We start from the raw sequence: 25,578 nt of genomic DNA on the forward strand, positions 1-25,578 counted from the left end.
GCCATACCTCGCTGATACAAGAGGTTTTTTTCGGGTGACTTTCAAAGCTACCCATCAATAAACCCAACAACTTCAGACCGCTTGAATTACTGATATTGGAAGACGCCCTAGGGTCAGGACCCATTGATTTGCTTGTGGCCGCGCGGCCTGCGTGATTCAAGCTCCCGAACTGACGGGGGTGATGATGAGCAACCTTTTCTGGCTGTCCGATGAGCAGATGGAGCGGTTGAAGCCGTTCCTTCCGAAGAGCCATGGCAAGCCGAGGGTCGACGACCGGCGCGTGCTGAGCGGCATTATCTTCATCAATCGCAACGGGTTGAGATGGTGCGACGCGCCTAGGGAGTATGGCCCGCCCAAGACCCTCTACAATCGCTGGAAGCGGTGGGGCGAGATGGGGGTCTTTGCCCGGATGATGGAGGGACTGGCCTCCGAAGGCGGCGAGGAGAAGGTCGTCATGATCGATGCGACCTACCTCAAGGCGCACCGCACGGCCTCAAGCCTGCGGGCGAAAAAGGGGGGCCCGACGATCAACGCGGGCGCCTGATCGGGCGCACGAAGGGCGGGTTGAACACCAAACTGCACGCCGTGACCGATGCCAAGGGCCGCCCGCTTCGGTTCTTCATGACGGCAGGCCAGGTCAGCGACTACACCGGCGCCGCGGCGCTGCTTGGCAGTTTACCGGCCGCGGAATGGCTGATCGCTGATCGGGGCTACGACGCCGACTGGTTCCGGGATGCGTTAAAAGACAAGGGGATACGCCCCTGCATCCCCGGTCGGAAGTCGCGCGGAAAGGCCGTCCGCTACGACAGGCGCCGCTACAAGCGCCGCAACCGCATCGAGATCATGTTTGGCAGGCTGAAGGACTGGCGCCGCATCGCCACCCGCTACGACAGGTGCCCGAAGGTCTTCCTCTCCGCCGTCGCTTTGGCCGCAACCGTCTTGTTCTGGCTTTGACGATCAATGAGTCTGGAGCCTAGGGTGCGGATCGGGGTTGCCGCCGCGGGGTTGCGTGCCCAAGAGCATCAGCCTGCGCACGAGACCGGGGTGCCGGAGGGTCAGGTCCTGCGCGATCATGCCGCCCAGTGAAAAGCCCAAGACATCAACCTGCGCCAGCCCCAGCGCGCGGATCACCTGTGCCGCGTCATCCGCCATATCCTCGATCAGCGCGCGCGGCGTGCCGGTGGATGAGGCGCAGCCGCGCGGGTCATAGAGGATCACTTCGCGCCCTGCAGCCAGACCGTCGGTCATCAGCGGATCCCAATGATCCATCCCGCCCCGGAAATGCTGCAGCAAGAACAGTGGCGGTTTCCCTGAGGCGGCATTGCCCCAGCGGCGATAGGCAAAACGCGCGCCGTCCCGTTCGACGAACCGGGTTTGCGCCGTGGCATGGCTGACTTGCATGATCTGCTCCTTGCGTTGAATGGGTTATTGATGATATTCATCAGCAATAGAGTCAAGATAACGATGATGATTGACATCATTTAAATCATAGGCTGTGAAAAGGGGGCTCAATTGCGGATCACCAAGGAAAAGAAGCAGGAAAACCACGACAAGATCGTCACTGTCGCCTCGGAGATGTTCCGTGAGCGCGGGTTTGATGGCGTGGGCGTGGCAGATCTGATGGAAAAGGCGGGGATGACCCATGGCGGGTTCTACAACCACTTCGCGTCAAAAGAGGCACTGATCGCCGAGGCCGCCGCCAAAGGGTTCATCGAGACGTCAGAGCACTATGCCGGCTATTCCGTGCGCGATGTGATCGATGCCTACATCTCACGCGCACATAGGGATGCGCGGGGGCAGGGGTGTTCGGCCGCAGCGCTGAGCGGTGAGGCCGCGCGGTTGCCGAATGATACACGGGCCGTCTTTGGCGCGGGGATCGGGGGGCTGTTTGCCGCGTTGGAGCACGGTCTTGCCGGGCAGCCGAATGCAAGGGCGCAGGCCATCAGCCTTTTGGCACAGGCGGTGGGTGCGGTGGTGCTGTCACGGGCCTGCCCGGACGGGTCTGCGCTGGTGGATGAGATTCTGGATACCTGCCGGGCCGATTGCCACGCCACGCTGGACCGTCAGGCAGAATAGCAAAAAGGGGCCGCAGCGATGCGGCCCCTTTTTGTGGCTACGGCACACCGATCAGTCGGCGATCTTGATCACGACTTTGCCCTTGGCGCGGCCGGTTTCCACATAGTGACATGATCGTCATTATGACATTATCGTCATATTGACATGTTCGTCATTTTTAAATACGCAAGGCTCGTTTGGTAGTTGAGGCCCCTCAATGCGTCACGGCAGATTAATTCTAACGACTTTGGGCTGGGCTGCATATGGCGTCGCCACGAATGCCGAGCCTTTGCCGGTTCGTACCGTAACCGCCACCCTAATCGCTGATGCGGGCGAGGCGATTGTAACAGGCTCTTTGCAAGCAATCGAAGAATTCCCTGTGGGTTTCCCGCAAGGCGGTCGGATCATTTCAGTTTCTGTGCGCCAGGGCGAGTCGGTGATTGGCGGGCAAGAGCTGGCCCGTGTTGATCCAACGCAAGCCGATGCGGGCTTGCGTGCGGCGCAGGCCAGCCTGCGCGGAGCGGATGCAGCGCTACGAGAGGCGCAGCAAGCCAGCGACAGAGCAACTGAGTTGCTGGCACGCGGAGCGGGCACGCGCGCCGACTTGGATACTGCAACGCGCAGCTTATTGGCAGCGCAAGCCTCGCGCGATCAGGCCGAAGCGCAACTGTCCAAAGCTCTGACGGCGCAGGGCAACACTGTACTGCGCGCGGCCCGGGCCGGGATTGTGACTGCTCGGGCGGTCGAGCCAGGGCAGGTGGTCAATCCGGGGCAAAAGGTGGTGTCCATGGCGGCCGATGGCGCGCTGGAGGGTGTCTTCAATGCGGCAGATGGCGCAAATCTGGAGGCGTTTCTGGGTGTGCGGATCAGCCTGACCGTCGTGGACCAGCCGGATATCACCTTGACCGCGACCATATCCGAGGTGGCGCCGCTGGTTGACCCAGATACTGGTGCAGTGATCGTTCGGACGCGCCTGGAAAGTGAGGTACCTGCTGGTGTTGTGTTTGGCTCGCTGGTTTCAGGTCATGTGGCCCTACCGCGCCAGCCTGCGATTTCCTTACCGTGGAACGCCCTCACGGCCTTGGCAGGGCAACCGGCGGTTTGGGTGGTAGACCCAACGACGATGGCTGTGACGCAAAAGCCTGTGACGGTGGCGGATTATGGGGCCGATACGGTGAGACTGTCAGGCGGCGTCGCTGCAGGGGATAGGGTAGTGACCGATGGATCGCAACTTCTGTATCCGGGCCGTGTCGTGATTTCGGTCGAGGAGGCAAATTGATGCTGCGTTTTCTCACCCTGATCCTGACAGTGATCCCGACTTTGTCTTCGGCAGAAGATGCCGCCCCCCCCGAGGAAGTTGCCCGCCCTGTGGTGACCGAGATTGTCAGCCCCGGCCCGGTGCAAAAACGCAGCTTTACGGGCATAATCGAGGCCGAGGTGACGACGAACCTGGCCTTTCTGACTTTGGGCCGAGTGGCGACCCTTCCAGTCTCGGCGGGGGATAAGGTCACGCAAGGTCAGGTTCTGGCGACATTGGATCAGGTGACGCTGAACGAGGATTTGGCAAGCGCCGAAGCCGCCCTTCAAGGCGCCATTGCACGGGCGCAGTTTGCGCAACAAAGCTATGACCGGGTCAAGCAGTTGGTGGTGCGAGGTGTGGCTACAGCTGCACAGTTGGAAAGCGCTCAGGCCGGGTTGGACACGGCCAAGGCGTCGGTTACGGCGTCGGAGGCAGACTTGTCGCGGGCGAATGACGCTGCGCGCTATTCTGAGTTGAAAGCCCCAATCGATGGCATTGTGACGGCGACTCTGGTCGAGACAGGGACTGTCGTGTCCGTTGGGACGCCCATTCTGACTTTGGCTGGGATCTTAGGGCGCGAGGCCGTGCTGGATGTGCCGGCAGAGTTTCTGGCATTGCTAAATCCGGGCGATGTTTTCACGATCACTGGGCGCGGATCAGATCCGGTGCAGGGCGTGCTACGGCTGGTGGAACCCGTGGCCGACAAGGGCACCCGCAGCCGCCGCCTGCGCCTGACCCTGCAGGACCCACCTGAATCGTATCGCATTGGCAGTCTAATTTCGGCTCAATTGGCGGCGAATGCTGCGGATGTGATAACCGTGCCCGCCAGTGCCATCGTTGACGGCAAGGTCTGGGTGGTAGGTGACCAGCGCAATGTTGCGCAGGTACCGGTGACTGTGGGGGCTGCATCTGGCTCGCGCATCGTCATAACAGGCGGAATCCAGAGCGGCCAGGAAATCGTGGTGCGGGGCGTACATTCCCTAACGGAAGGCCAAAGTGTTGGCGAAGGAATCAACTGATGCAAGGTTTCAACCTGTCAGACTGGGCGCTGCGGCATCGGTCTTTTGTCTGGTATTTGATGATCGTTTCCTTGATCGCGGGAACGATAGGTTACCTTGCCATGGGGCGCGAGGAAGACCCGGCCTTTACCATCAAGACCATGATCATCCAGGCCGTGCTGCCCGGTGCCACGGCAGAAGAGACGCTGACCCAGGTCACCGAACGCATTGAGAAAAAGCTCCAAGAACTGGAGAACCTGAAGTTCACCCGCTCTGAAACCAGGCCTGGTCGCGCGACAGTCTATGTGGAGCTGACGCCAGAGACCAAGGCCCCGGAAGTGGCAGCGACATGGCAGCGCGTTCGCAACATGATGAACGATATTCGTGGCAATTTCCCCAAGGAATTTGCAGGTTTCGGCTTTAACGACAGTTTTGGCGATGTCTATGGCAATATCTACGCCTTCACCTATGACGATTTCACACCGGACGAGGCCAAGCACTGGGTCGAACAGGTGCAAGATGCTGTCCTGCAATTGCCGGATGCGGGCAAGGTAGATCTGATCGGCACGCAGGATCCAGAGATTTACATGGAGTTCTCGGCCCATCGTCTGGCTGCCTTGGGGCTGGATCCCCAGCAAGTGCTGAACACCTTGGCCGATCAGAACGCAATTGTGCCTTCAGGCGTGATCCGGACGGGGCAGGAAAAGGTGATGGTGCGGGTTTCGGGCAGCTTTAGCGGCTCCGACGAGTTGGCTGCAACGACACTGCGGGTGGGGAATACGTTCTTTACAGTGTCGGATGTGGCGACGGTGACCTCAAGTTATGTGGACCCCGCGACGTCGCTTTTCCGGTTCGACGGCAAGCCCGCCATCGGGCTGATCGTGGGGATGCGGTCCGGGGCCAATGTGCAAGCCTTCGGTGCGGCGCTGGACAAGGTGATGGATCAGACGGCCCCGACCCTGCCGGTGGGAATAGACCTGCACAAGGTCGCTGATCAGCCAAAGGTGGTGGAGGAATCCGTCAATCATTTCCTGCGCGCCTTGGTTGAAGCAGTCGTCATCGTTCTGGGGGTCAGCTTCATCTCGCTGGGCGTGCGGGCCGGGCTGGTGGTGACAATGACCATCCCGCTAGTTCTGGCGCTGACCTTTGTTATTCTGGAAATAATGGGCATAACGCTGCAGCGGATTTCACTTGGCGCTTTGATAATCGCGCTGGGTCTCCTTGTTGATGATGCGATGATTTCGATCGAGATGATGATCTCGCGGCTGGAAGTGGGCGAAAGCCTGGAAAAGGCAGCTTCAGCGGCGTGGTCGTCGATTGCCTTTCCGATGCTGACGGGCACGCTAATCACGATGGCAGGGTTCATTCCGATCGGGCTGAACACCTCGGCGGCGGGGGAGTATACCATTTCGCTCTTCTATGTGATCGTGATTTCCTTGCTGCTGTCCTGGGTCGTCGCGGTACTTTTCGCGCCAATCTTGGGCACGACGTTCTTGCCCAAGGCAATGAAGCATCACTCTGCCGACCCCGGCCGGGTGCGTAGAGTGTTTCACTTGGTCCTGCGCGGGGCGATGCGAGCTAAGGGACTAACCGTGCTGGTAACGGTCGCGGTCTTTGGCGTGTCGCTGTACGGAATGCAGTTTGTGCAGCAACAGTTCTTCCCGACGTCCGACAGGCCGGAACTGATCATCGACGTGAACCTGCGGCAGAACGCCTCGTTCAATGCCACCGATGAGGTCATGGCAGAACTGGACACATGGCTGGCAGGGCGCGAGGAAGCCAGCTATTGGTCCACCTATGTCGGCACGACAGCACCGCGCTTCGTTCTGGCGTACGATGCGCTTACCCCTGCCGACAACCTTGGGCAGATCGTGGTCATGACGCCCGATCTTGCCGCGCGGGACAGCTTGAAAGCGGCGGTCGCCGAAATGGCAGCGACGATGCCGGGGATTGATATCTATCCGAAATTTATTGAATTGGGGCCGCCGGTGGGCAAGCCGGTGCAATATCGAATTTCTGGTCCGGATCCGGACAAGGTGGCAGATCTAGGCCGCGACCTGTCAGCCGTTCTTGCGCAGGATTCACGGCTGAAATGGATCACTCAGAATTGGAATGAACCGGAGCGGGTGGCCAAGGTGATCTTGGATCAGGACAAACTGCGCCAGTTGGGCCTAACACAGACTGATGTCGCGGGTGTTCTGAATAGCCTCTATGATGGAATAAAGGTTACCGAACTGCGTGACGGAAACACGCTCATCAATGTGGTAGCGCGCGGCGCCAAGGAAGACCGGTCTTCAGTTGCATCACTGCTAAACTTGCAACTTGGCAATGCGGCGGGGCAGCCCATTCCTTTGGTCTCTTTTGCTCGCTTGGAATGGACACTTGAACAGCCGATCATACAGCAGCGCAACCGCGTGCCCACGGTCACGGTCAAGGCGTCAATTGGCACTAAGGATCAGCCGGCCACCCTAGTGACGCAGCTTGCCGCCAAAGTAGACGCCTTCGCGGCAGGTTTGCCTGCGGGCTATCATGTCGAACTTGGCGGGGCAGTGGAAAGCAGCGAGGAGTCTCAGGCGCCCATCGCTGCAGTCGTTCCGGTGATGCTGCTGATCATGGTATCGTTGGTCATGGTGCAGATGCAAAGCTTTCGGCGTAGTTTTGTTGTGTTGGCGGTGGCCCCGTTGGGGTTGATCGGCGTAGTAGCGGCCTTGCTGATGTCTGGAGCACCGTTGGGATTTGTAGCGATCCTAGGGGTACTGGCACTGGTTGGCATCCTTATCCGCAATTCCATCATCCTCGTGCATGAGATAGAAGAAGTGCGGCACAGAGGCGCGACCCCTTGGCAGGCAGTTTTCGAGGCAACTGACAGCAGGGCACGGCCCATTCTGCTGACCGCTGCAGCCGCATCACTGGCGCTGATCCCTATCTCAGCGCAGGTGTTTTGGGGGCCTATGGCTTATGCTATGATGGGCGGAATCATCGTGGGCACGCTGTCGACACTGCTTTTCGTGCCTGCGCTTTATTGCTTCGTGTTCCGGATCAAACCAGAATGAAAGCCGACCACCGCTCTGCTGTCGCCGCCCAACGGCGTGAGAAGATGCGGGCGCGATTGATCGAGACCGCAGTGACGGTAGTAGCTGCCCAAGGGATCGAGGGCACCGTGATTGACGATATCGTCAAAGCAGCGGGTGTGTCGCGGGGGACGTTTTACAACCATTTCGTCGACGTCCCCGCTCTGATCGTGGCGGCGCGGGATGCCTTGATTGAAGAGTGTCTGGTCCTGTCTCTAACTGAAGTGGCCGATGTGGCCGACCCCGCCGAGGCCTGTGCGCGGGGGCTGCGAGTGGCGCTGGCGATAAGCGCGGCCCATCCGATGCTAGCACGATTCTCGGCCCGGACCGGGTTTAACGTCTTGCAGCGTTGCAATCTGATGGCCGCCCTTTTGCCGCCAATCTTAGAGCACGGGATGCGCGAAGGGCGCTTTGGCGCGGTCCCTGTCCAGCTTGCGGTGGATTTGCTCGCCGGGGTCATGGCGGTAGGGCTGCAGTATCAGGCCGGGGGTGTGGACTTTGATGACACAACGCTTATCGCCGCCGCACTACGGATGCTGGCGATGGAAGAAAAGGAAGCGTTGCGGCTAGCCTCCCTGCCGGTTGCGCGGGTCACACCTCCAGAAAGCGGATTGATTGCACGCTCTGCCCTGGCCCCTACCCTTGACCCGTCCGAATGAGGATAGGGAAATAGCCGAAATCACAATCCTGCCGACCAGCATGTCCGCGCAACGCGAGGAGTGAACAGAACATGATGGCCGTCGTCAGTGATCTGGCCTGTTGTCGTGTAGCCTTCGAATGGGGTCATCCGCGCGAGGGAAATGGCACCACATTTGTCGAAATCCTCTGAGGTTGGAATTCCAGTCCGGCTACCCAAAGCGGGGTCTTGCGCCATATCATTTCGTCGATGCCGCCGCTGCCAGTCCGAGTCAACAGGCCAGCCCACTCCAGTGGCATAGCGACAGCGCTGAACAACCCGCCCGTCGGACTACGCCACCCACCGCCAGCACTGGGGCCATAGAGGGGGTTCGCCAGATCAGGGAGCGTGAAGCCGTCCCAAGGCATCCGGTTGATCGCGTGCAACCACAAATGCCAGTCTCCGACAGGCGCCAGACCCGCGCGCATGCCTTCGGAATGGTCGAACCGAAACAAGAACGCGGGCGCGATGGTGGCAAAGGCCGCTTCCGGATCGCCTGCCAGAACCATGCCGGGCTTTGTCAGCCGCCAGCCACCGCCCATTTTGCGCCCCAACCGCAAAAGGGTGAGCAGGACACGCAGATACTCCAAGGGCGGAACGTCGTATTCATTCAAGACCTTGTTGACTGAGTAAAGGTTTTCGGCGGTCCAATTTGGAAAATCTATCCGCCGCACGACCCAATCAATGCAATGTCGGTTCCAAGCGCCAGACTTGGTCAGCCCGATCTCGCCATGCTGCGTCTGATAGGCCGCGACGGTCTGATACGCGCGCACCATCGGCGCATTTACACGCACCAGATCGCCGCCGGGTTGGGGTTGAAACTTGACAGAGTTGGCCATGGGGCAGCCATTGAAGTGGGCGACAAAGGAAAGAAGTCTTCGGCAGTTTGCGATCTGCTGGACCGTTGCGGCGGCAAGTCAGCATAGGCCAACTCAGATCAGGTTCTCATACTCGCGCAGGAAGTCGGCTGTTTGCAACAGCCCCTGCCCGGACGGGTCTCTGCGCTGGTGGATGAGATTCTGGATACCTGCCGGGCCGATTGCCACGCCGCGCTGGACCGTTGCGCAGAATAACAAACGGGGGCCGCAGCGATGCGGCCCCCGATCAGCAACTACAGCACTGCAATCAGTCGGCGACCTTGATCACGACTTTGCCCTTGGCGCGACCGGTTTCCACATAACGAATCGCCTCGGGTGTTTGGGCAAAGGGGAAGACCTTGTCCACCACCGGGCGGATGACGCCTGAGTCAATCAGCCTGCCCACCAGCGCCAGTTGCGCACCATCGGCCTTCATGAACAGGAACGAATAATCGATCCCGCGCGCCTTGGCCTTTTTCAACACTCCCCGGCTGAGGATCCGCATCAGGAACCGCAGGAACAGGTTCAGCTTCAGCGATTTGGCAAAGGGCAGATCCGGCGGCCCCGAGATCGAGATCAACTTTCCGCCCGCCCTCAAGACGTTCAGCGATTTGGCCAGCGTCTTGGGATCCTGACTGTTCAGCACCAGATCATAGCCCGACAGCACCTGTTCAAAATCCTGCGTCCGATAGTCGATCACCACATCGGCACCAAGGCTGCGAACCAGATCGGCATTGGCGGCACTTGTCGTCGTGGCCACCGTGGCCCCCAGATGTTTGGCCAATTGAATGGCAATCGTGCCCACACCGCCGGAACCCGCCTGAATGAAGACTTTCTGTCCGGGCTTTACCTTTCCCACCTCGACCAGCGCCTGCCATGCGGTCAGGGCGACCAGCGGAACAGAGGCTGCCTCTTCCATCGTGAGGCTCGCGGGCTTTGGCGCCACATCGTTCTGATCGACGGCGATGAGTTCGGCAAAGGTGCCGATCCGGTGATCGCGGGGACGGGCAAAGACCGCATCGCCCACCTTGAACTGGCGCACATTGGCGCCGACACGCAGCACGGTTCCGGCCAGATCGTGGCCAAGGATAAATGGCAGGCGGTAGGGCAGGATCAACTTGAACTCGCCATCCCGGACCTTGCTGTCCAGCAGGTTGACGGCGGTGGCCTGAATGCGCACCAGCACATCATTAACCCCGACCTCAGGCTCGGGCATGTCGGCCAGACGGAGGGGGCCGTTCTTCTTGTACTTCTCGACGATGAAGGCTTTCATTTCGGTCTTTCGAATTGGACTGTGAAGGGATTGTCGGGTCAGGGACCCGTCGGTTCTGTCGCGGGTCTAGAGGCTGATGCCGCCCACTTTCAGGGCATGGGCATAGGTGGCGCGGTTCATCAAAGGCAGCTCGCCCGTGGCGTTGGTTTCGGCGATATAGGCCAGCATTCGCCTTTGCGCTTCGCGGTCCTGATCGCGGACGAGGAACTCGGCATGCTCGAGTTGAAGCCCGTCTTCCAAGGACAAGGTGGTGCCGAAATAGATCGACCGCTTGATCGCCCCGATGGATTTCTTGGCCCGCAAGCTGAGGTATTCGGCGCGTTCGATGGCGCGCGGCAGGACCTGATCCTTGGGGACGACTTCATCGACGGCGCCAAGGGCCAGGGCCTCGGCCGGGGTGAAGGGCTTGCCTTCCAGAATGGTAAGCAGCGACCGTTGATTGCCGATCAGGCGCGGCAACCGCTGTGACCCGCCGCCCCCCGGTGTCAGCGCAAGCAAGACTTCCGACAGGCCCATGACATAGTCGCCATCGGCCATGATCCGCACATCGCAGGCCATGGCAAACTCGGCCCCCACAGCAAGAGCGGTGCCGTTCAATGCGGCCACGAAGACCACCCCGCTGGCATTCATCTTCAGAAAAGTTGCGTGGAACTGGTCAAGGTCCAGCAGCGGTTTCAGCCGCGTCAATCGCTCCAGCGACCGGATCACCGGGACGTTGTTAAGCGTGCGCGCCATGCGCGTGACGATCCCGGCGATGGTGGTGTTGATCGAGGGAAAGCCGACACCGCCCTGCTGCAGCCATTCGACATCGGAATGGCTGAGGAAGCGTTCGGGATGCGTGCCGGTGAACACGACAGCGTGGATGTTCGGGTCCTTGTCGGCCCGATCCACCAGCGCCTTCAACTGGCCGACAAGGGCCGCGTCAAACAGCGCATGGGGACCGCCGTCGATGCGGGCCACCAGAACCGGACCGCGGGTTTCGATGTCGATATGGCCACCCTTGGGTGCAGGGTTTTTGGTTTGGGAGGTATTCATGATCTGTGGTCCGTTGGGTTGGTGGCTTTGGGGTCAGGCGGCGAGGAAGGACAGGGCTTTGGGCACAAAAGCCTTGTGATGCTGGAAAATCCCGCCGTGGCCGGCATCGGGATAGATCACCAGTTCTGCGCCCGGGATGCGGCTGGCCAGGTCGCGGCTGTTCGGCGTGGGCACCATGATGTCATTGTCGCCATTGGCCACCAGAACCGGGATCGTGATGCGCCCCAGATCCTGCGGTGCCTGACGCCCCCAGGCATGAACGGCTGCCAGTTGGCGCAGGAAGGCGCGGGGCGTGGGGCCCTTGTCGCGCCCGGTCTTGCGTTCGGCCAAGCGGGCGACAAACTCTTTAGCTGACGCGCGGCCATTCGGTGTTGCGGTGAAGAAAAGATAGGTCTTGGGATCGCGCAGCGTCAGCAAAGCCTTGAAGATCAGGGGCCATGAAACCCTGCCGACCTTGGCGATACCGTCACCACCCGCAGGCCCTGTTCCGGTCAGGATCAGCTTGCGGACCAGACTGGGCGCTTTCAGCACCACATCCTGTGCGACCATGCCGCCGAGCGAAAAGCCCATCAGGTCGATCGTTCCAAACCCCATCGCGTGGACCATCGCGATGACGTCGCGCGCCATCTCGTCGATGGTGACCGGGGCCGATCCGCCTGACAGGCCGATCCCGCGGTAATTTACAGCGATCACGTGATGGGTGCTGGCAAGGCCATCGACGATGCGCGGGTCGAAATTGTCGAGAACCGCGCCCCAATGGTTCAACAGCACCAGCGGCACACCGCCGCGCGGCCCAAGTTCACGATAGGCGAGCCGGGTTCCCGCGACAGAGATGAAGCGGTTTGCGGCGTCGAGATAGCGGGATTGGCTGGTCATGATTGTCTCTCAGGCAATGTTGAATTGTTTGCGCAGCGACCGATCGAACAGCCCGCGCGGCAGGTAGCGCCGGGCAAAGGATGTCTGCCGCGCCGCCTTGCCCGAGGGGTAGCGGAGGCGGGGCGCGCCATCCTGTGCCGCGGCGACGATGGTGGCCGCGACATCCTCGGGCGTGTCGCCGGCGGCCATCGCGGCATCGAAGGCGGCGCGATAGCGGGCCAGCGTATGGGCATAGGCTGGAATGGGGCGGTCGCCTTGGGGCGAGTTCGCCTCGATCGCGGTCTTTGTGGCCCATGGCTCGATCACAGAGACGCGGATGCCAAAGGGGCGCACCTCGTGGTCGAGCGACTCTGAGTAGCCTTCGATCGCGTGCTTGCTGGCCGCGTAGTAAGCGCCGAACGGCCCCGGTATCAGGCCCATGACTGACCCGACGTTCAGGATACGGCCACGTCCTTGCGCCCGCATGATTGGTAGAACCGCATTGGTCACCCGGACGACGCCAAGGAAGTTGGTGTCGAACAAGGCTTGCACTTGTTCGACCGAGCTTTCCTCGGCCGCCCCGGACACAGCATAGCCCGCGTTGTTGACCAGAAGGTCGATCTGGCCAAGTTCCGCATGGGCCAGCGCCACGGCCTTGGCGACCGATGCCTCGTCCGTCACATCAAGGGCGATCATGCGGATGCCGCCCCGCATTTCGCCCGGTGCCGCGCTCCGGCTGGTCCCGATCACCCGGTAGCCCGCCTGCGTCAGCGCCACGGCCGCAGCCTTGCCGATCCCGCTGGAGGCGCCAGTCACGAAGGCAGTCTTCTTTGCATTGGTTAGGTAGGTCGCCATGGTCGTCCCCTCCATTGTGCGGCCCGCGCCGCTGGATTGGCAGCGCATCGGGCTTTTTAATGATTTTCATCATCTTTACGCTTCAATGATGATTATCATCATTAATGTCAAGCGTCATTTTTCTTATGCTGCGAGAAAGATGCACGGCCTCCAGATTGACCGCTTCTAGCCCGCCAAGACGTCGGCAGAGGGGAAGGTGACGGGCGAGAGGCGGGGAACGGGGATTGTACTTTTCGCAGGAACGAGGCCGCATCGAGGCGCATAGTCTCTGTTCGGCGCTTTGCTTTTCATCCTTGAACGGACGAATGGCCGTTCAGGAAGGTGAGACAGAGTCCAGCGGAACGGAAGGAATGTCCGCTTTCCGCCCTATGCGAGGACACGACGCCTCTAATCGTGATACCCTGCTAGCGTCGGCAAGACCGAAGAAGGGTGGGCCCGGTGGACAGGAGGTACTCCCATGTCCATTGATCTTCTTCCTGCCCTCCGCCCTGACCGCGTCGCCTGGAACAAGGGCTGCATCGTCGGTCAGAAGCGACCACTGCTGCCCCGACATGTCTGGTCCATCAGGGTTCGCCTCGAGATGACAGGCACCGTGCGCGACCTCGCGCTGTTCAACCTAGCCGTGGACAGCAAGCTAAGGGGCTGCGACTTGGTGAGCATCCGGGTCACTGATGTTTTCGCGGCTGGGCACGCGAAAGAGCGTGCATCGATCGTGCAGAGCAAGACGGGTAAGCCGGTCCGGTTCGAGATCACCGAGACCACCCGCCTGTCCCTCGAAAGGTGGGTCAACGATCCCGAGATGACCGGCCTTGAGTTCTTGTGGCCAAGCCGGCTCCACGGCAGCCCGCACCTGTCTACCCGTCAGTATGCGCGGATCGTTCGCGGATAGGTCACGTCGCTCGGTCTCGAGCCGAGCGCGTACGGCACCCATTCAATGCGCCGGACCAAGGTGGCGCAGATCTACAAGAAGACAGGGAACCTGCGCGCCGTCCAACTGGTGCTGGGACATACGAAGATGGACAGCACTGTGCGTTACCTTGGCGTCGATCTTGAGGACGCCTTGACGCTCTCGGAGGGGATTGAACTCTGAACAACTGCCCGACCGGCATGCTAGGTGCCGGTCGGCCCATAGCGGACGTTGGCGGCACGCCTCATGCGGCTCTTGCTTCGCGCAGTCCTTCAACGGGTCGGCGCGGCTTCGTGCAGGTGTTGTCTAATCCAGTTCGTTCTTGGGTCACTGTCGTTTCGCCGGTGCCAGAAGACCGAGACCGGAAACGTCCGCACCGGAACCGGTGGCTCGGCAGTGACAAGCCCAAAGCCGGGAGCAAAGGTCTGCGCCACGCGGGCGGGCAAGGTGACCAGAGCGCCCGAGGCTGCCACAGCGGCAAGCGCGGGCAGAAAGGCTGGCAGGCCCAGAGTGACGCTCCGGGTCCGGCCCATCGCCTCAAGCCGGTCATCCACCACCCCACGCAAATCGCCGCCGGGCGAAATCAGGACATGGTCGGCGGCGCAATATGCATCAAGCGCGATCCGGGGCGCATCCGGCAAGGCATCAGGGCGGCCTGCGACCAGAAAAGATTCCTCATAGAGCACTTCGCCGCAAATCGCCTCTGGCAAGTCCCAGACAAAGCCCAGCACCAGATCGGCCCGGCCCTCGGCCAGCGCCTCCATTGCGGCTGCGCGGCCCAAGGGCAGGACAGACAGTGTCAGCCCGGGGGCCAATTCGCGCAAGCGTGCGGCCAAGGGCGGGATCAGCACTGCCTGTTCAGCATCAAGGGCTGCAATGCGGACAAGGCCCTTTGCCGTGGCCGTATCAAACGCCCGCGCCGCCCCAAGGGCCCCGCGCAGGGCATCAACAGCGGCCGCCACCGGCGCCTCCAGCGCCAAGGCCGTGGCGGTGGGTTCCATCCCATGCGGGCGGCGCAGGAACAGGTCATCCCCGAAAATGTCGCGCAGACGCCGCAAGGACTGGCTGATGGCCGACTGCGTCAGGCCCAGTTCCGCCGCCACATCCAGCGCCTTGCGGTGCCGCAACAGCCCTAGAAAGACCAGCAGCAAGGTCAGGTCCAGCCTGCGGAGTTCCGATGTGCTTAAGTCTGACATGACCCTTATTCATTACCATTTCTTTCACCACCGCCATATCTCTGCCGCACTGAATGAAGCAAGGGCAATATGCAATGCGCGTCGCAATCATCGGCACCGGATCAGTCGGCAGCGCTATCGCCCGCGGGCTGAAGGGCAAGCGTCATCAGGTGATGCTGGGCGCACGCGATCCGCAGGCCGCAGAGGTCGCGGGTTTGGCCGCCGACACCGAAGCCACGCCCCTGCTGCCCGCCGCCGCCGCCGAGGCGGCTGAACTGATCATCCTTGCCCTGCCGTGGGGCGTGGCCGAAGGCGCTATCAAGGCGCTGGGGCCGCTGGCGGGCAAGACCGTGATCGACTGCATGAACCCCTTGGGTATGGTACAAGGTGCGTTTGGTCTTACGGTTGGTCACACAACCTCGGGCGCGGAAATCGTGCAGGGCTGGCTGCCCGACGCCCATGTTGTCAAGACACTGAACCAAGTCGGCGCCGAGATCATGGCACGGAACGACCATCTCCCACACCGGCCTGTCATGTTCATGGCTGGCAACCATGACGCGGCAAAGATACAGGCCGCGACGCTGTTGGCTGACCTTGGCTTTGCCGCAATGGATGCGGGTGATCTTTCCAAGGCACGGCTTCTGGAACCCTTTGCCTTGGTCTGGATCAATCAGGCCCTGATGCGTGGCAAAGGGCGCAACTGGGCCTTTGCGGCGGTGGAGGGCTAAGCCATGGCTGATCCCGTCACCATCACTGTGCGCCGCAAGGTTAGGCCGGGGCGCGAACAGGAGTATGAGGCCTGGCTGGAACGCCTGAACCATGGCACGGCAGCGCAGTTCAAGGGCTATCTCGGGGTGGAATTCCACCGACCCCCAGCACCGGGGGCCGCGTATCGCAGCGTCTTCCGCTTTGACAGTCTGGACCATCTTGACGCTTTCGAGGGGTCCGATTTCCGCACCGCCATGCTGGCCGAGGCCGCCCCCCTCTTCGCCTCCGATGCGGCGTGGGAGCGGATGACAGGCCTTGAATTATGGTTCGACCCGCCGCCGGGCACGAAGGTGCCTCAGCCCAGCCCGCACCGTATGGCGCTGGTGCTGATTGCTGTGGTGTTCACGCTGGTCCTCACCCTGAACCTGACGCTGGGGCCCTTGATAACCGGCTGGCCCTTGGCCCTGCGGGTGCTGGTCACGGTCTGCATTCAGGTTGGTCTGATGACCTATGTCATCATGCCCCGCCTGACGCCGAGGGTCGCCCGCTTCATCTATCCGAAAACCAAAACCCTCTGAAAGGACAAGGAAATGTCTGCCTCTATCAATGTGCATTCGAAGAAAAAAGTGCTGATGATCGCCGCCAATCCCGGTACCTCGCCCACCACTGGCTGGCCGGTGGGCTTCTGGTGGGCCGAGCTGACACATCCCTACTGGACCTTTGCCGAAGCGGGGTATGAGGTGGAAATCGTTTCGCCCAAGGGTGGCGATCTGGTGGCCGACGGCTATTCCGACCCCGAGGACGCCTCGGGTTATTCGGCGCATGACCTGATCTCGCTGGGGTTCAAAACATCCGCCAGCCATGCGGCGATGCTGAGAGACACCAAATCCATCGCCGAAGTGGACCCAACCACCTATGACGCAATCTTCCTTGCGGGCGGGCAATCGCCCATGGTCACGATGATTGATGACGCCGCGCTGCATGCCTTTGTCGCCCACGCCTATGAGGCGGGCAAGATCGTGTCGATCGTCTGCCATGGCACCTGCATCCTGTTGAAAACCCGGCTGTCGAACGGTGATCTGCTGGTCAAGGGCAAGACCTGGACCGGCTTTGCCAACAGCGAAGAGGCCTTTGCCGATGCCTGGGTCGGCCAGAAGATCCAGCCCTTCTGGATCGAGGATGAGGCGCGGAAGATCGAGGGCACCAATTTCGTGGTGAACGCGCTGTTCAAGCCCTTTGCCCTTCGCGACGGCAACCTCATCACCGGCCAACAGCAGTTTTCAGGTGGAGCGGCGGCAGAGCTGGTCGTCCAGACGCTGGGTCGCTGACGCAAAAAAGCGCGTGGGCCGCCCCCTGGTCCGTGCCCCCATCAGACCAGAGGCCATAATGACCAACCCCATCCTGACCCATGAAGACAACCGCAAAGCAACATGGTTCGAGCTTTACTTCGACCTTGTCTTTGTGGGCGCCGTAGCCGCGCTGGCGGGCGCCCTGTCGCATCACTACGACTGGACGGGTTTGCTGGAGTTTGGTTTTCTGTTCCTTGTCCTGTGGTGGCTGTGGCTGGGACACACCTTTCACGCCAGCCGGTTCGACAAGGACCGCCCGGACCAATGGTCAGTGGGTTTTGCCCAGATCGTTGCGGTGGTGTTCATCGCCTATGGTGCAAGCGATGCCTTCGGGGCCCGCGCTTGGGCCTTTGCGGGCGGGGTGGCGGCGTTCAAGGCATTCTTGATGCTGGGCTACCTGCGCGAGATGGCCCGTCCGGGTCTTGCCCGGCTTTGCACTATCTATGGTGCTATCTACGGCGTGCAGGTGGCCCTGTGGGCCGGGTCGATCTGGGCGGATCCGGGCGTGCGTCTTGCCCTATGGGGCGTGGCTCTGGCGCTTGACATCATCACGCCGTTTCTGGTTGCGACTGAAACCCACCGCGCCCCTCCACACCCCGAGCATCTGCCCGAGCGCTTTGGGCTCTTCACCATCATCCTCCTGGGCGAAACCGCCGCAGCGGCGGTCCATGCGCTGGACCATGGCGAGGGCTTGCACGGCGATACCCTTGCAGTGGCCCTACTGGGCGCGCTTTTGGGCTTTCTCTATTGGGTCGGCTATTTCCGCCGCGCCAAGGGCAATGCCGAACGCCACGTCAGCGATGCCGCCGCAGGGCGCAACCTGCGCCTTTGGGCCTATGGTCACATCCCGCTCTATCTGGGCATCGCAGGCCTTGGCGCAGGTACGGTTTATTTGGCACATCACACAGTCCTTTCAGGGCCCGCGCCTTGGGTCTTTGCCTTCGGGGCCGCCCTATCGATGGTGGGCGTCACACTGGTATCACTGGCAACTTACCGGCGCCCGTTGGTATCGGGATGGCCCTATTTCCTTATCGCTGCCTTCGCCGCAGCCCTGCCCTCCATGATCTTCTCCGCGCCTACGCTGCTCGGCGCGCTTGCTGCCCTGGCGGCCTGCCAGATCGGCCTTTCCTTGCGCCTGAACCGAAACACCCCGGCCAAACTTTAGTCCGCTCTCAGCCTTGTCCATGAAATCGGCATAAAGACGCGGAAAGCGACAGGCCTGACCGTCCGCTTTCCGCCCTTTTTGAAGGGCTAGTCACTACCGGCCCATAGCAGGCCTTCAGCGACAGTCCTTTCGCATTGCGCCTCTCGACAATCTGAGGTGCCGCTAGAACGCAACGTCCCGCAGCGGCACTCGCAGTCGATTTCTTCGTTAGTGCCTAGCCCCCAGTCCATGCCGAAAGATCGTTGTGATAAAGATCAGCATCGACGCAAATGACAAGAACGCCCCGCCCGCTGCGATGGCGGGAGTTCCGCCCTGAATGACGATTGCGATGCCTGGAACCATCACGCTGACGCCAAGGAGCGCACAGCCAGCATGGACCTTGGCGAGACGAGTTTCGTTCGCCGCAGGCGTCAGCCGATAGTAAATGCCCATCAAGGCGAGTGTGACCCATCCCACCAGATTGAGGTGGGCATGAGCAGAGGCCAGAAGATGATCACCGCTGATGGCCATCTGGATGCCCCAAACCATGCCGCCGGTGGCGCAGACTGCGGCCGCGGAGAAGAACAGGAACGCGGGATCACGCATCTTGGGCCATCCTATGCGCCAGACCCGGACCGACAAAGTCCGATCCATATCGGCGCGCAAGGGCGGCCACCTTGGCGATCTCCTGCGGCAAGCGGAGATCGGCACGCGCCGCCTCGGCAAAGAAGCCTTCGAAGCCGCCGGGTGTCAGGATGATCAGGCAACACGCGCCGTCCGGACCCGTCCGAAAGCTGTGCATCTGCCCACGCGGCAGAAAGGCAAGGCCAAGAGGGCCGCGCGTGAACTGCGCATCGCCAGTCTCGAACTCGACCTCGCCTCTCAGGACAACGATGATCTCGTCTTCGTGTCTGTGGATATGGGCCGGTGGACCGTTGAAGGGGCCTGCCTCGCCGTAGATGATGGAAATGGCACCGCCCGTTTCAGCCGCCGCCAGGATCGTGCGATACGTTGTGCCGTTCCATTTGAGAACGTCGTCAGACGTTGTCATGTCTTCTCTCCCTCTGATGCCGGATGGACCCGGATGTCTGCGGTGAGCGCGTCTATGGAGGGAGCGAGGCCATATGTTAAACTGATAGTTTGTATGATAGGAATTTGTTTTATGAATTTATCCAGCTTTGACCTCAACCTCCTGAAGGTTCTTGATGCCCTGCTGCGCGAGCAGTCCACCGTGCGCGCTGGGCAGAGGATCGGATTGTCGCAGCCTGCGGTCTCCGCCGCGCTTGGGCGGCTGCGTGCGGCCTTTGGCGATCCGCTGCTGATCCGCGACGGCCAGGGTTTGCAGCTGACAGAGTTTGCGCTGACCCTGAGGGCGCCCGTGCGCGCACTTCTCGAGGATGCGACGACGGTTCTGGCCCGTCCTGTCTTTGATCCGCAGACCGCGACGGACACGTTTCGACTGGCCGCCCCGGATTTTTTTACACAGGTACTGCTGCCCGATCTGATGGCGCGCCTTGAGCGCGACGCCCCCGGCATCACCTTGCGCTATTCGGACGCGATCGGACGGACTGCGATCGACGATCTACGTGACGGGCGCGTTGATCTACTGTTTGTCCCAGCGCACGTTTTGTCACCGGGGTTGGAGTCCGAGTTCCTGTTTGAGCCGGATTATCGAGTGATTGCCCGTCGCGGGCACCCCGAGGTCCAGCGCCACGGCGTTCGGGCCGGTGATCCCATGCCCATCGCGCTTTTCTGCGTGCTGCGTCATGCGGTTTTCCGTGTCACAGATGACGAACCCGAGGCACATGAGCGGTTCATGGAAAGCAAAGGGTTCGTCCGAAAGACGGCCATGCGTGCGCCCAGCTTCACGCCTGTCTGGCAGGCAGTAGCCGCGACAGACATGATCGGCATCATCCCCCGGCAACTGGCCGAGCGCGTGGCCCCTTCAGCGGGGCTGGACATGTTTCAGCTGCCATTCAACCTTCCCAAGGAAGAGATGCACCAAGCGTGGCACCGTCGGAATTCCGGCTCACGCGGCCTGATTTGGCTTAGAAGCGTTGTCGCGTCTCTGCTTACGGCGGTGGATAGAGGTCCGATGGCCGGCGCGTGAGGAATGGTTTCGGCCCAAACCCGCCGTTCGTCCTCTTCCCAGCGAACGGCTGCTTCAGCCCCGATGCGGACAGGTCTAGAGCACCAAGACCAGCAGGCGGTGTCGAATTGAAGGTCGACTACAGCCTTGTTCGATTGATGGAGCCGCAACCTAGAGACTTCTTGTGTCCTAACCCGTTGCAGCCATGACCTCGATCTCGACCTTAAACTCTGGTCGTGCAAAGCCCGCGACCAACAGCAGGGTCGAAGCAGGCAAAACTACCGAGTCGCCGAGGAAGGCGTCTCGTGCCGCCATGTAGGCTGGCAGATCGTTGCGGTCCGTCAGCCAGGCCGAGATGTGACAGATATCCGGCACTCCCATGCCGCCCTCGGCAAGGATTTCGCGTATGTTTGCGAAACAGATCGCAGCCTGTTCGGTCATGCTCTCCGGCACAGTGCCATCGGGGGCGAGGCCCAACTGGCCCGATGTCCGGATGATCCGGGCGCCGCTGATCAGCAGGACACCGTGCGCATAGCGGGCAAGAGGTGCGGCGATTGTCGGAGGTGTCAGGGGGCGCATGGCGTCTCTCGCGGTTGTCTAGGCTCACCATGCCCCAGGCAGCGGGTCGCGCCGGGCAAAAAAACCGATCATCACACCCCCGTTTTCCTTTTGCCAAACCGGACCGGGATCGGACTAAACTCGCGTCGGCCTTGGAAGGAGAAACCCATGTCCCGCAAGATCGTGCTTGTCCGCCATGGCGATGATCCGCCGGATGACCGGGTCGTGACCTATGCCGTGCAGAACGGGTTCGAGCCGGTGTTTCGCCGCCCTTTCAAGGGCGACAAGCTGGGTCTGCCCGGTCCGGATGTTGCAGGTTCGGTTGTCTATGGTGGGCCGTTCAATGTCTTCGAGGAAGACAAGCACCCTTTCCTAAACGAAGAGGCTGACTGGATCAGGGGGTGCATCGCTGCGGGTATCCCCCTTCTTGGCCTTTGTCAGGGCGCACAGCAAATCGCCCGCGTCCTTGGGGCAGAGGTCGGGCCTTATGATCAGCCGGTCCACGAGTTCGGCTACTACCCCATCTCGCCCACTTCCGAGGGTCGCGATTTCCTGCCGGAAACGCTGCATATGACGCAGGCGCATTTCCACACTTTCGCCATTCCCGAAGGGGCCGTGCATCTAGCCTCAAGCCCGATGTATCCCAATCAGGCCTTTCGCTACGGCGACAAGACCTATGCTTTCCAGTTCCACCCAGAATGCACCATCGAAGGCTTCCGGCGCTGGCAGGCGAATGCATGGGCGCCCTATGGCAAGCCCGGTGTTCAGACCAGAGCCGAGCAGGACGCGCTGATGCTTGAGGCAGACGCGCGACAAGCCGATTGGTTCTACAGCTTCCTGCGAAAGCTCTTTGGTACTGCATGACATCCCTAGCCCAGCGGAATCCCCAGGCTTTCGGCATCGTCGTTACGCTTGCCGGTGTGATGATCTTCATCCCAGACGCGCTGATCATGCGGCTGATCGGGGGCGACATGCTGGCGCTTGCGTTCTGGCGGGGGCTGCTTGCAGGGAGCATCTTTCTCTTGGGCAACATGATCCTCGCCCCGCAGACCATGCCCAGACGGGGTGAATGGTTCGATCGAAAAGGGCTTCTCATCATCGGGCTGAACGCGGGCGGCGTGCTCAGTTGGTGTTCGGCCATGCAGTATACGTCAGCCGCCAACGCGCTCTTGGTTCTGGCCATCGCCCCGTTTCTCGCCGCAATCCTGTCGTTCTTCTTCTTAAAGGAGCGCATCGACCGCGCGACAGCACTTGCCATCGCTCTCGTGTTCGCCGGTGTTCTGATCATCGGCTCGGGCAGTCTTGGTCACGGGCGGCTTCTGGGGGATGGCTTTGCGCTGATGAACGCGCTGACCATCGCCGCCTATTACGTCACCCTTCGGACGACAGGCAGCCGCAACATGCTGCCGCATCTGGCGCTCGGGTCGATCCTTGGCGGGCTTTTGGCCGTTCCCTTTGCCGACTTTGAACCTGTCAGCACGACACAGGCCACACTGATCTTTCTGTCCGGCGCGATCATCCTGCCCGGTGCGGCCGGCCTGCTGATGCTGGGGCCGCGCTATCTGCCGGCGCCGGAAGTTTCGATGATCACGCTTCTGGAGGTGATCCTCGGGCCCTTGCTGGTATGGGCCGTGATCGGCGAGAACCCGGGCCAAATGACACTGATCGGCGGGGCAATCATCATCGTCACCGTGACGCTGCACACCGTGCGCCGCCTGACCCAGCCGATGAGCCCTGCCTGATGCGTCTGCTGTTCGTCCATGCCCATCCGGTGCCCGAAAGCTTCAACTCAGCGCTTCTCGCGGCCGCTCTGGAAACCGCCCGCGCCCAAGGCCATGACGTGCGCCTGATCGACCTGCATGGCGATGGGTTCAATCCGGTGATGTCCGCCGAAGAGCGCCGCGGCTACACCGAAGACGCCGCCATTCCGGCGGATCTGGTTCATCATGTCGAGGCGCTGCAATGGGCTGACGGACTGATCCTCGTCTATCCGACGTGGTGGTACGCGCAGCCCGCGATCCTGAAAGGCTGGATGGACCGGGTATGGCGGCCCGGCATTGCCTTTACGCTGCATGAGGAAGGCCAACGCCTTCGACCGACGCTGACCAATATCCGGCTGATCGGGGTGGTCACCACCTTCGGCTCGCCCTGGTGGTTCTGGACTTTCCTGATGGGCGCGCCGGGGCGCAAGATCATCCTGCGCGGTTTGCGTTTTTGCACCCATGCGCGGACGCGGACCTTCTGGCTGGGTCTTCACGGTATCGAAGAGACGACAGACCTGTCACGCCGGCGCTATGTCGATCGGGTCCGCGCCCGCATTGCGCGGATCCCGCTTTAGGAGGCCGCATGGGCCATATCGGACATTGGGCCGACCTGACCGCCATGGACTTTGCCGCGCTTGACCGGGCAAACGCTGTGGCGATCCTTCCCATCGGCGCAGTGGAACAGCATGGGCCGCATCTGCCTCTTTCTGTTGACCGGGATCTGACGCTGGCCGTTCTGACGCGCGCCTTGCCGTTGATCCGCCGCGATCTGACAGTGCTTGCCTTGCCCGTGCAGGCCATCGGAAAGAGCACGGAGCATGAGGCATGGGCTGGCACGCTGTCCTTCTCGGCCGACACGCTTTTGCGCGTTTTGCACGACATTGCCGCGTCGGTGCATCGCGCCGGGATTCGCCGGTTGATGATCCTGAACGGGCATGGGGGTAACCGGTCCATCCTGGACGTGGCTTGCAGGGACCTGCGGGCGGAGTTCGGCCAGATCACTGCGCATGTCGCGTGGGATGATCTTGCCGGAACGGAGGAGGTGGTGGGAGAAGCCGAAGCAACGAACGGCCTGCATGCCGGGGATGTGGAAACGTCGGCCATGCTTGCTGCCCACCCGGAACGCGTCCGCATGGACCGGGCGGAGGCCTTCGGCTCGGCGCATCTTGACTGGCGCAGGGATCACCCGGACCTTGGATTGAGCATGGCCCCTCTCCGCCCCGGCTGGCTGATGGGTGATCTCAACCCCAAGGGTGCCGTCGGTGATGCTGCCGCGGCGACGGCGACAAAGGGCGAGGTGCTTCTCGGTACGGCTGCCCAAAGGCTGGCCCGGCTGGTCGGCACCTTCGCGCAGTTCACTCCTGGCTGAGTCAAGTTATCCGCCCCCGCGAAATGACGTCGAATCCCTTTGGGTCACGTCCCTGTTTTGCTTGCGTGAACGCTGCTGCAGCTAGTCATACGCTTTCTCGGCAGCTTCATCCTGAAAGCCGAGCATGGCCAGCATCTCTGGAAAGACGTCTATCGACTGGGCCGCCTTTGCGGCACATCTCGCCCCAGTCGAGGTGATCAGCGAGCCGGTTCTGGTCAAGAAGCGCAGCCGCGATTTCTTTTGGTATTCCCCCATCCTCGACCGTCGCCTGAAGACCTGTTTCGGGGATCTGGTCGCACGGCCGAAATCCCCCGCCGAGATGGCAAGGTGCCTCTCCCTGGCGGCACGCCATCGCGTCCCGGTGACGCTTCGCGGCGGGGGAACCGGCAACTATGGACAGTCCGTTCCGATGGAAGGCGGCCTGATCATCGACACCACGGCAATGGGGGAGGTGCTGGAGATCGGGCATGACTTCGTGCGTGTGCAGGCGGGCTGCAACATCCTGAAGTTGAACGAGGCGCTGAAGGAACGGGGGCGGGAACTGCCCGTTTTCCCGTCGACACAGGACATAGCGACCATAGGTGGGTTCATTTCGGGCGGGTCTGCCGGGATCGGCACGGTGAGCCACGGGATGCTGCGCGATGCGGGCAACATTCTGGAAATTCGCGTGCTGTCGGCGGAACAGACGCCGCGTGAGGTGGTGTTCACGGGTGACCAGATCAACATGATCCACCACGCGTGGGGCATCAACGGCGTCATCACCGAACTCACGCTGCGGACGGTGCCGACCGAGGACTGGATCGGCTGCATCGCCACTTTCGACAGCTATCCCGCCTGCTATGCGGCCGGGATGGCCCTTGCGGCATCGGACATCCGGCGCAAGCTTTGTTCCACCCTCGACGCGCGGATCGGTGCTTATTTCGACAGGCTGAGGGGGATCGTTGCGGACGGCCGGGCGATGCTGGTGACGCTGGTTCCGCGCGGCCAGATGGACGCTTTCCGCAAGCTGGTGGCAGTGCAGGGCGGCCAGATCGACCTTGAAATGGACGAGACCGACCGACAGGCCCGCAGGTTGCCGCATGCATTCGAGTTTTCCTACAATCACGCCACGCTTCAGGCGCTGAAAACCGACCGCAAGGTTACGTATCTGCAGATCCTGTGCCCCGCGCCCCTGAACGTGGCGAAGATCATCGAGCTGCAGGCGGTGCTGGGCGATGACGTTTATATGCATCACGAGTTCTCGCGCATGGGTGGGCAGTTGGTCGCCTTTGACCTGCCTCTCGTGACCTACACGACCGATGAGCGGCTCTATCAGATCATGAGCCTTTACGAGGGGCATGGTTGTCCGGCATCGGACCCGCATTCCTGCATCATCGAGGAGGGCGGCATGAAGAAGGCAGACTACCGCCACCTCGCATGGAAGAAGCGGCTTGATCCTCTGGGCCTGCTGAACAGCCTGAAAAGCCGCGAATGGGCGCGTGTTCGCGACTTGGCGCCCGAAGCCATCGAAGCCCTTCACCAGACCTGAACCCAGAAAGAGG

Annotated in this window: 27 protein-coding genes and 1 pseudogene; 18 read left to right on the forward strand and 10 right to left on the reverse strand. The window is 61.5% G+C overall.

The features are described from left to right. Positions 1 to 184 precede the first annotated feature (184 nt). Positions 185 to 954, forward strand: a protein-coding gene (locus tag RSE12_08920) for an IS5 family transposase (protein WRH64773.1) whose coding sequence is annotated in 2 segments (ribosomal slippage) — positions 185 to 521 and positions 521 to 954 — 771 coding nt in all. Because the reading frame shifts where the segments join, the coding sequence is not laid out codon by codon here. Positions 955 to 957: 3 nt separating this feature from the next. Here the strand turns inward: RSE12_08920 and RSE12_08925 are convergent. Continuing rightward, positions 958 to 1,401: an alpha/beta hydrolase gene (locus tag RSE12_08925; GenBank protein WRH64423.1), complete on the reverse strand. Its 444-nt coding sequence runs from the start codon at positions 1,399 to 1,401 to the stop codon at positions 958 to 960. Positions 1,402 to 1,512: 111 nt separating this feature from the next. On the opposite strand from RSE12_08925, the gene RSE12_08930 reads away from it, so the two are divergent. The 5 genes from RSE12_08930 (at position 1,513) to RSE12_08950 (ending at position 8,083) form a co-directional block, all read left to right on the forward strand. Beyond that, positions 1,513 to 2,076, forward strand: coding sequence for a TetR/AcrR family transcriptional regulator (locus RSE12_08930; GenBank protein ID WRH64424.1), 564 nt, complete (start codon positions 1,513 to 1,515; stop codon positions 2,074 to 2,076). A 196-nt stretch (positions 2,077 to 2,272) separates the two neighbouring features. Beyond that, a complete protein-coding gene (locus RSE12_08935) occupies positions 2,273 to 3,334 on the forward strand; it encodes an efflux RND transporter periplasmic adaptor subunit (GenBank protein ID WRH64425.1) in 1,062 nt (353 codons plus the stop codon). Continuing rightward, on the forward strand, positions 3,334 to 4,374 hold the full coding sequence (locus RSE12_08940; protein ID WRH64426.1) for an efflux RND transporter periplasmic adaptor subunit: 1,041 nt from the start codon (positions 3,334 to 3,336) through the stop codon (positions 4,372 to 4,374). Before RSE12_08935 ends, RSE12_08940 begins: the two co-directional genes overlap by 1 nt. Continuing rightward, positions 4,374 to 7,406 carry an efflux RND transporter permease subunit gene (locus tag RSE12_08945; protein WRH64427.1) on the forward strand — a complete coding sequence of 1,011 codons (3,033 nt, stop codon included), beginning with the start codon at positions 4,374 to 4,376 and terminating at the stop codon, positions 7,404 to 7,406. Before RSE12_08940 ends, RSE12_08945 begins: the two co-directional genes overlap by 1 nt. Beyond that, a complete protein-coding gene (locus tag RSE12_08950) occupies positions 7,403 to 8,083 on the forward strand; it encodes a TetR family transcriptional regulator (GenBank protein WRH64428.1) in 681 nt (226 codons plus the stop codon). Before RSE12_08945 ends, RSE12_08950 begins: the two co-directional genes overlap by 4 nt. A 124-nt stretch (positions 8,084 to 8,207) precedes the next feature. Here RSE12_08950 and RSE12_08955 read toward each other — a convergent pair whose 3' ends face one another. The 5 genes from RSE12_08955 to RSE12_08975 all read right to left on the reverse strand — a co-directional run bounded on the left by RSE12_08955 (position 8,208) and on the right by RSE12_08975 (position 12,975). Continuing rightward, positions 8,208 to 8,939 (reverse strand): hypothetical protein, encoded by a 732-nt coding sequence (locus RSE12_08955; GenBank protein ID WRH64429.1) that lies wholly within the window; start codon positions 8,937 to 8,939, stop codon positions 8,208 to 8,210. A gap of 286 nt (positions 8,940 to 9,225) precedes the next feature. Then, positions 9,226 to 10,230: an NADP-dependent oxidoreductase gene (locus tag RSE12_08960; protein WRH64430.1), complete on the reverse strand. Its 1,005-nt coding sequence runs from the start codon at positions 10,228 to 10,230 to the stop codon at positions 9,226 to 9,228. 66 nt (positions 10,231 to 10,296) lie between these two features. Next, the gene (locus RSE12_08965) at positions 10,297 to 11,265 is read right to left on the reverse strand and encodes an enoyl-CoA hydratase/isomerase family protein (protein ID WRH64431.1); all 969 of its coding nucleotides are present in this window, start codon (positions 11,263 to 11,265) and stop codon (positions 10,297 to 10,299) included. A gap of 33 nt (positions 11,266 to 11,298) precedes the next feature. After that, positions 11,299 to 12,141, reverse strand: a complete 843-nt coding sequence (locus tag RSE12_08970; GenBank protein ID WRH64432.1) for an alpha/beta hydrolase — start codon at positions 12,139 to 12,141, stop codon at positions 11,299 to 11,301. Between the two features lie 9 nt (positions 12,142 to 12,150). Further along, a complete protein-coding gene (locus RSE12_08975; GenBank protein WRH64433.1) occupies positions 12,151 to 12,975 on the reverse strand; it encodes an oxidoreductase in 825 nt (274 codons plus the stop codon). Between RSE12_08975 and RSE12_08980 the strand changes: the two genes are divergently transcribed. Together RSE12_08980 and RSE12_08985 are read left to right on the forward strand one after the other, a co-directional pair. Next, positions 12,974 to 13,144, forward strand: a complete 171-nt coding sequence (locus tag RSE12_08980; protein WRH64434.1) for a hypothetical protein — start codon at positions 12,974 to 12,976, stop codon at positions 13,142 to 13,144. The two genes, RSE12_08975 and RSE12_08980, sit on opposite strands and share 2 nt — an antisense overlap. Positions 13,145 to 13,432: 288 nt before the next feature. Further along, positions 13,433 to 14,065 (forward strand): annotated as a pseudogene (locus tag RSE12_08985) (tyrosine-type recombinase/integrase). Positions 14,066 to 14,154: 89 nt separating this feature from the next. Here the strand turns inward: RSE12_08985 and RSE12_08990 are convergent. Further along, positions 14,155 to 15,078, reverse strand: coding sequence for a LysR family transcriptional regulator (locus RSE12_08990; protein ID WRH64435.1), 924 nt, complete (start codon positions 15,076 to 15,078; stop codon positions 14,155 to 14,157). A 74-nt stretch (positions 15,079 to 15,152) separates the two neighbouring features. Here RSE12_08990 and RSE12_08995 point away from each other — a divergent pair, with 74 nt between their 5' ends. The 4 genes from RSE12_08995 to RSE12_09010 are packed head-to-tail and all read left to right on the forward strand — an operon-like array spanning position 15,153 to position 18,279. Next, the gene (locus RSE12_08995) at positions 15,153 to 15,785 is read left to right on the forward strand and encodes an NAD(P)-binding domain-containing protein (GenBank protein WRH64436.1); all 633 of its coding nucleotides are present in this window, start codon (positions 15,153 to 15,155) and stop codon (positions 15,783 to 15,785) included. A 3-nt stretch (positions 15,786 to 15,788) separates the two neighbouring features. Further along, positions 15,789 to 16,343: an antibiotic biosynthesis monooxygenase gene (locus RSE12_09000; GenBank protein WRH64437.1), complete on the forward strand. Its 555-nt coding sequence runs from the start codon at positions 15,789 to 15,791 to the stop codon at positions 16,341 to 16,343. A gap of 12 nt (positions 16,344 to 16,355) precedes the next feature. Continuing rightward, positions 16,356 to 17,093 (forward strand): type 1 glutamine amidotransferase domain-containing protein, encoded by a 738-nt coding sequence (locus RSE12_09005; protein ID WRH64438.1) that lies wholly within the window; start codon positions 16,356 to 16,358, stop codon positions 17,091 to 17,093. A gap of 58 nt (positions 17,094 to 17,151) precedes the next feature. Further along, the gene (locus tag RSE12_09010; protein ID WRH64439.1) at positions 17,152 to 18,279 is read left to right on the forward strand and encodes a low temperature requirement protein A; all 1,128 of its coding nucleotides are present in this window, start codon (positions 17,152 to 17,154) and stop codon (positions 18,277 to 18,279) included. 207 nt (positions 18,280 to 18,486) lie between these two features. On the opposite strand, the gene RSE12_09015 is transcribed toward RSE12_09010, so the two are convergent. Together RSE12_09015 and RSE12_09020 are read right to left on the reverse strand one after the other, a co-directional pair. Further along, on the reverse strand, positions 18,487 to 18,864 hold the full coding sequence (locus RSE12_09015) for a hypothetical protein (GenBank protein ID WRH64440.1): 378 nt from the start codon (positions 18,862 to 18,864) through the stop codon (positions 18,487 to 18,489). Further along, positions 18,857 to 19,309, reverse strand: coding sequence for a cupin domain-containing protein (locus RSE12_09020; protein WRH64441.1), 453 nt, complete (start codon positions 19,307 to 19,309; stop codon positions 18,857 to 18,859). Before RSE12_09020 ends, RSE12_09015 begins: the two co-directional genes overlap by 8 nt. Before the next feature lie 111 nt (positions 19,310 to 19,420). On the opposite strand from RSE12_09020, the gene RSE12_09025 reads away from it, so the two are divergent. Next, a complete protein-coding gene (locus RSE12_09025) occupies positions 19,421 to 20,368 on the forward strand; it encodes a LysR family transcriptional regulator (GenBank protein WRH64442.1) in 948 nt (315 codons plus the stop codon). 168 nt (positions 20,369 to 20,536) lie between these two features. Here RSE12_09025 and RSE12_09030 read toward each other — a convergent pair whose 3' ends face one another. Beyond that, complete coding sequence (locus RSE12_09030) at positions 20,537 to 20,926, reverse strand: RidA family protein (GenBank protein ID WRH64443.1); 390 nt, start codon at positions 20,924 to 20,926, stop codon at positions 20,537 to 20,539. Between the two features lie 147 nt (positions 20,927 to 21,073). Here RSE12_09030 and RSE12_09035 point away from each other — a divergent pair, with 147 nt between their 5' ends. The 5 genes from RSE12_09035 to RSE12_09055 all read left to right on the forward strand — a co-directional run bounded on the left by RSE12_09035 (position 21,074) and on the right by RSE12_09055 (position 25,565). Further along, the gene (locus RSE12_09035; protein WRH64444.1) at positions 21,074 to 21,769 is read left to right on the forward strand and encodes a glutamine amidotransferase; all 696 of its coding nucleotides are present in this window, start codon (positions 21,074 to 21,076) and stop codon (positions 21,767 to 21,769) included. Then, positions 21,766 to 22,647: a DMT family transporter gene (locus RSE12_09040; GenBank protein ID WRH64445.1), complete on the forward strand. Its 882-nt coding sequence runs from the start codon at positions 21,766 to 21,768 to the stop codon at positions 22,645 to 22,647. Before RSE12_09035 ends, RSE12_09040 begins: the two co-directional genes overlap by 4 nt. Continuing rightward, complete coding sequence (locus RSE12_09045; GenBank protein WRH64446.1) at positions 22,647 to 23,243, forward strand: NAD(P)H-dependent oxidoreductase; 597 nt, start codon at positions 22,647 to 22,649, stop codon at positions 23,241 to 23,243. Before RSE12_09040 ends, RSE12_09045 begins: the two co-directional genes overlap by 1 nt. 8 nt (positions 23,244 to 23,251) lie before the next feature. Next, positions 23,252 to 24,037, forward strand: coding sequence for a creatininase family protein (locus RSE12_09050; protein WRH64447.1), 786 nt, complete (start codon positions 23,252 to 23,254; stop codon positions 24,035 to 24,037). 124 nt (positions 24,038 to 24,161) lie between these two features. Continuing rightward, a complete protein-coding gene (locus RSE12_09055; protein WRH64448.1) occupies positions 24,162 to 25,565 on the forward strand; it encodes an FAD-binding oxidoreductase in 1,404 nt (467 codons plus the stop codon). Positions 25,566 to 25,578 lie beyond the last annotated feature (13 nt).

This window comes from Fuscovulum sp. (assembly GCA_035192965.1).
Taxonomy (GTDB): domain Bacteria; phylum Pseudomonadota; class Alphaproteobacteria; order Rhodobacterales; family Rhodobacteraceae; genus Paragemmobacter.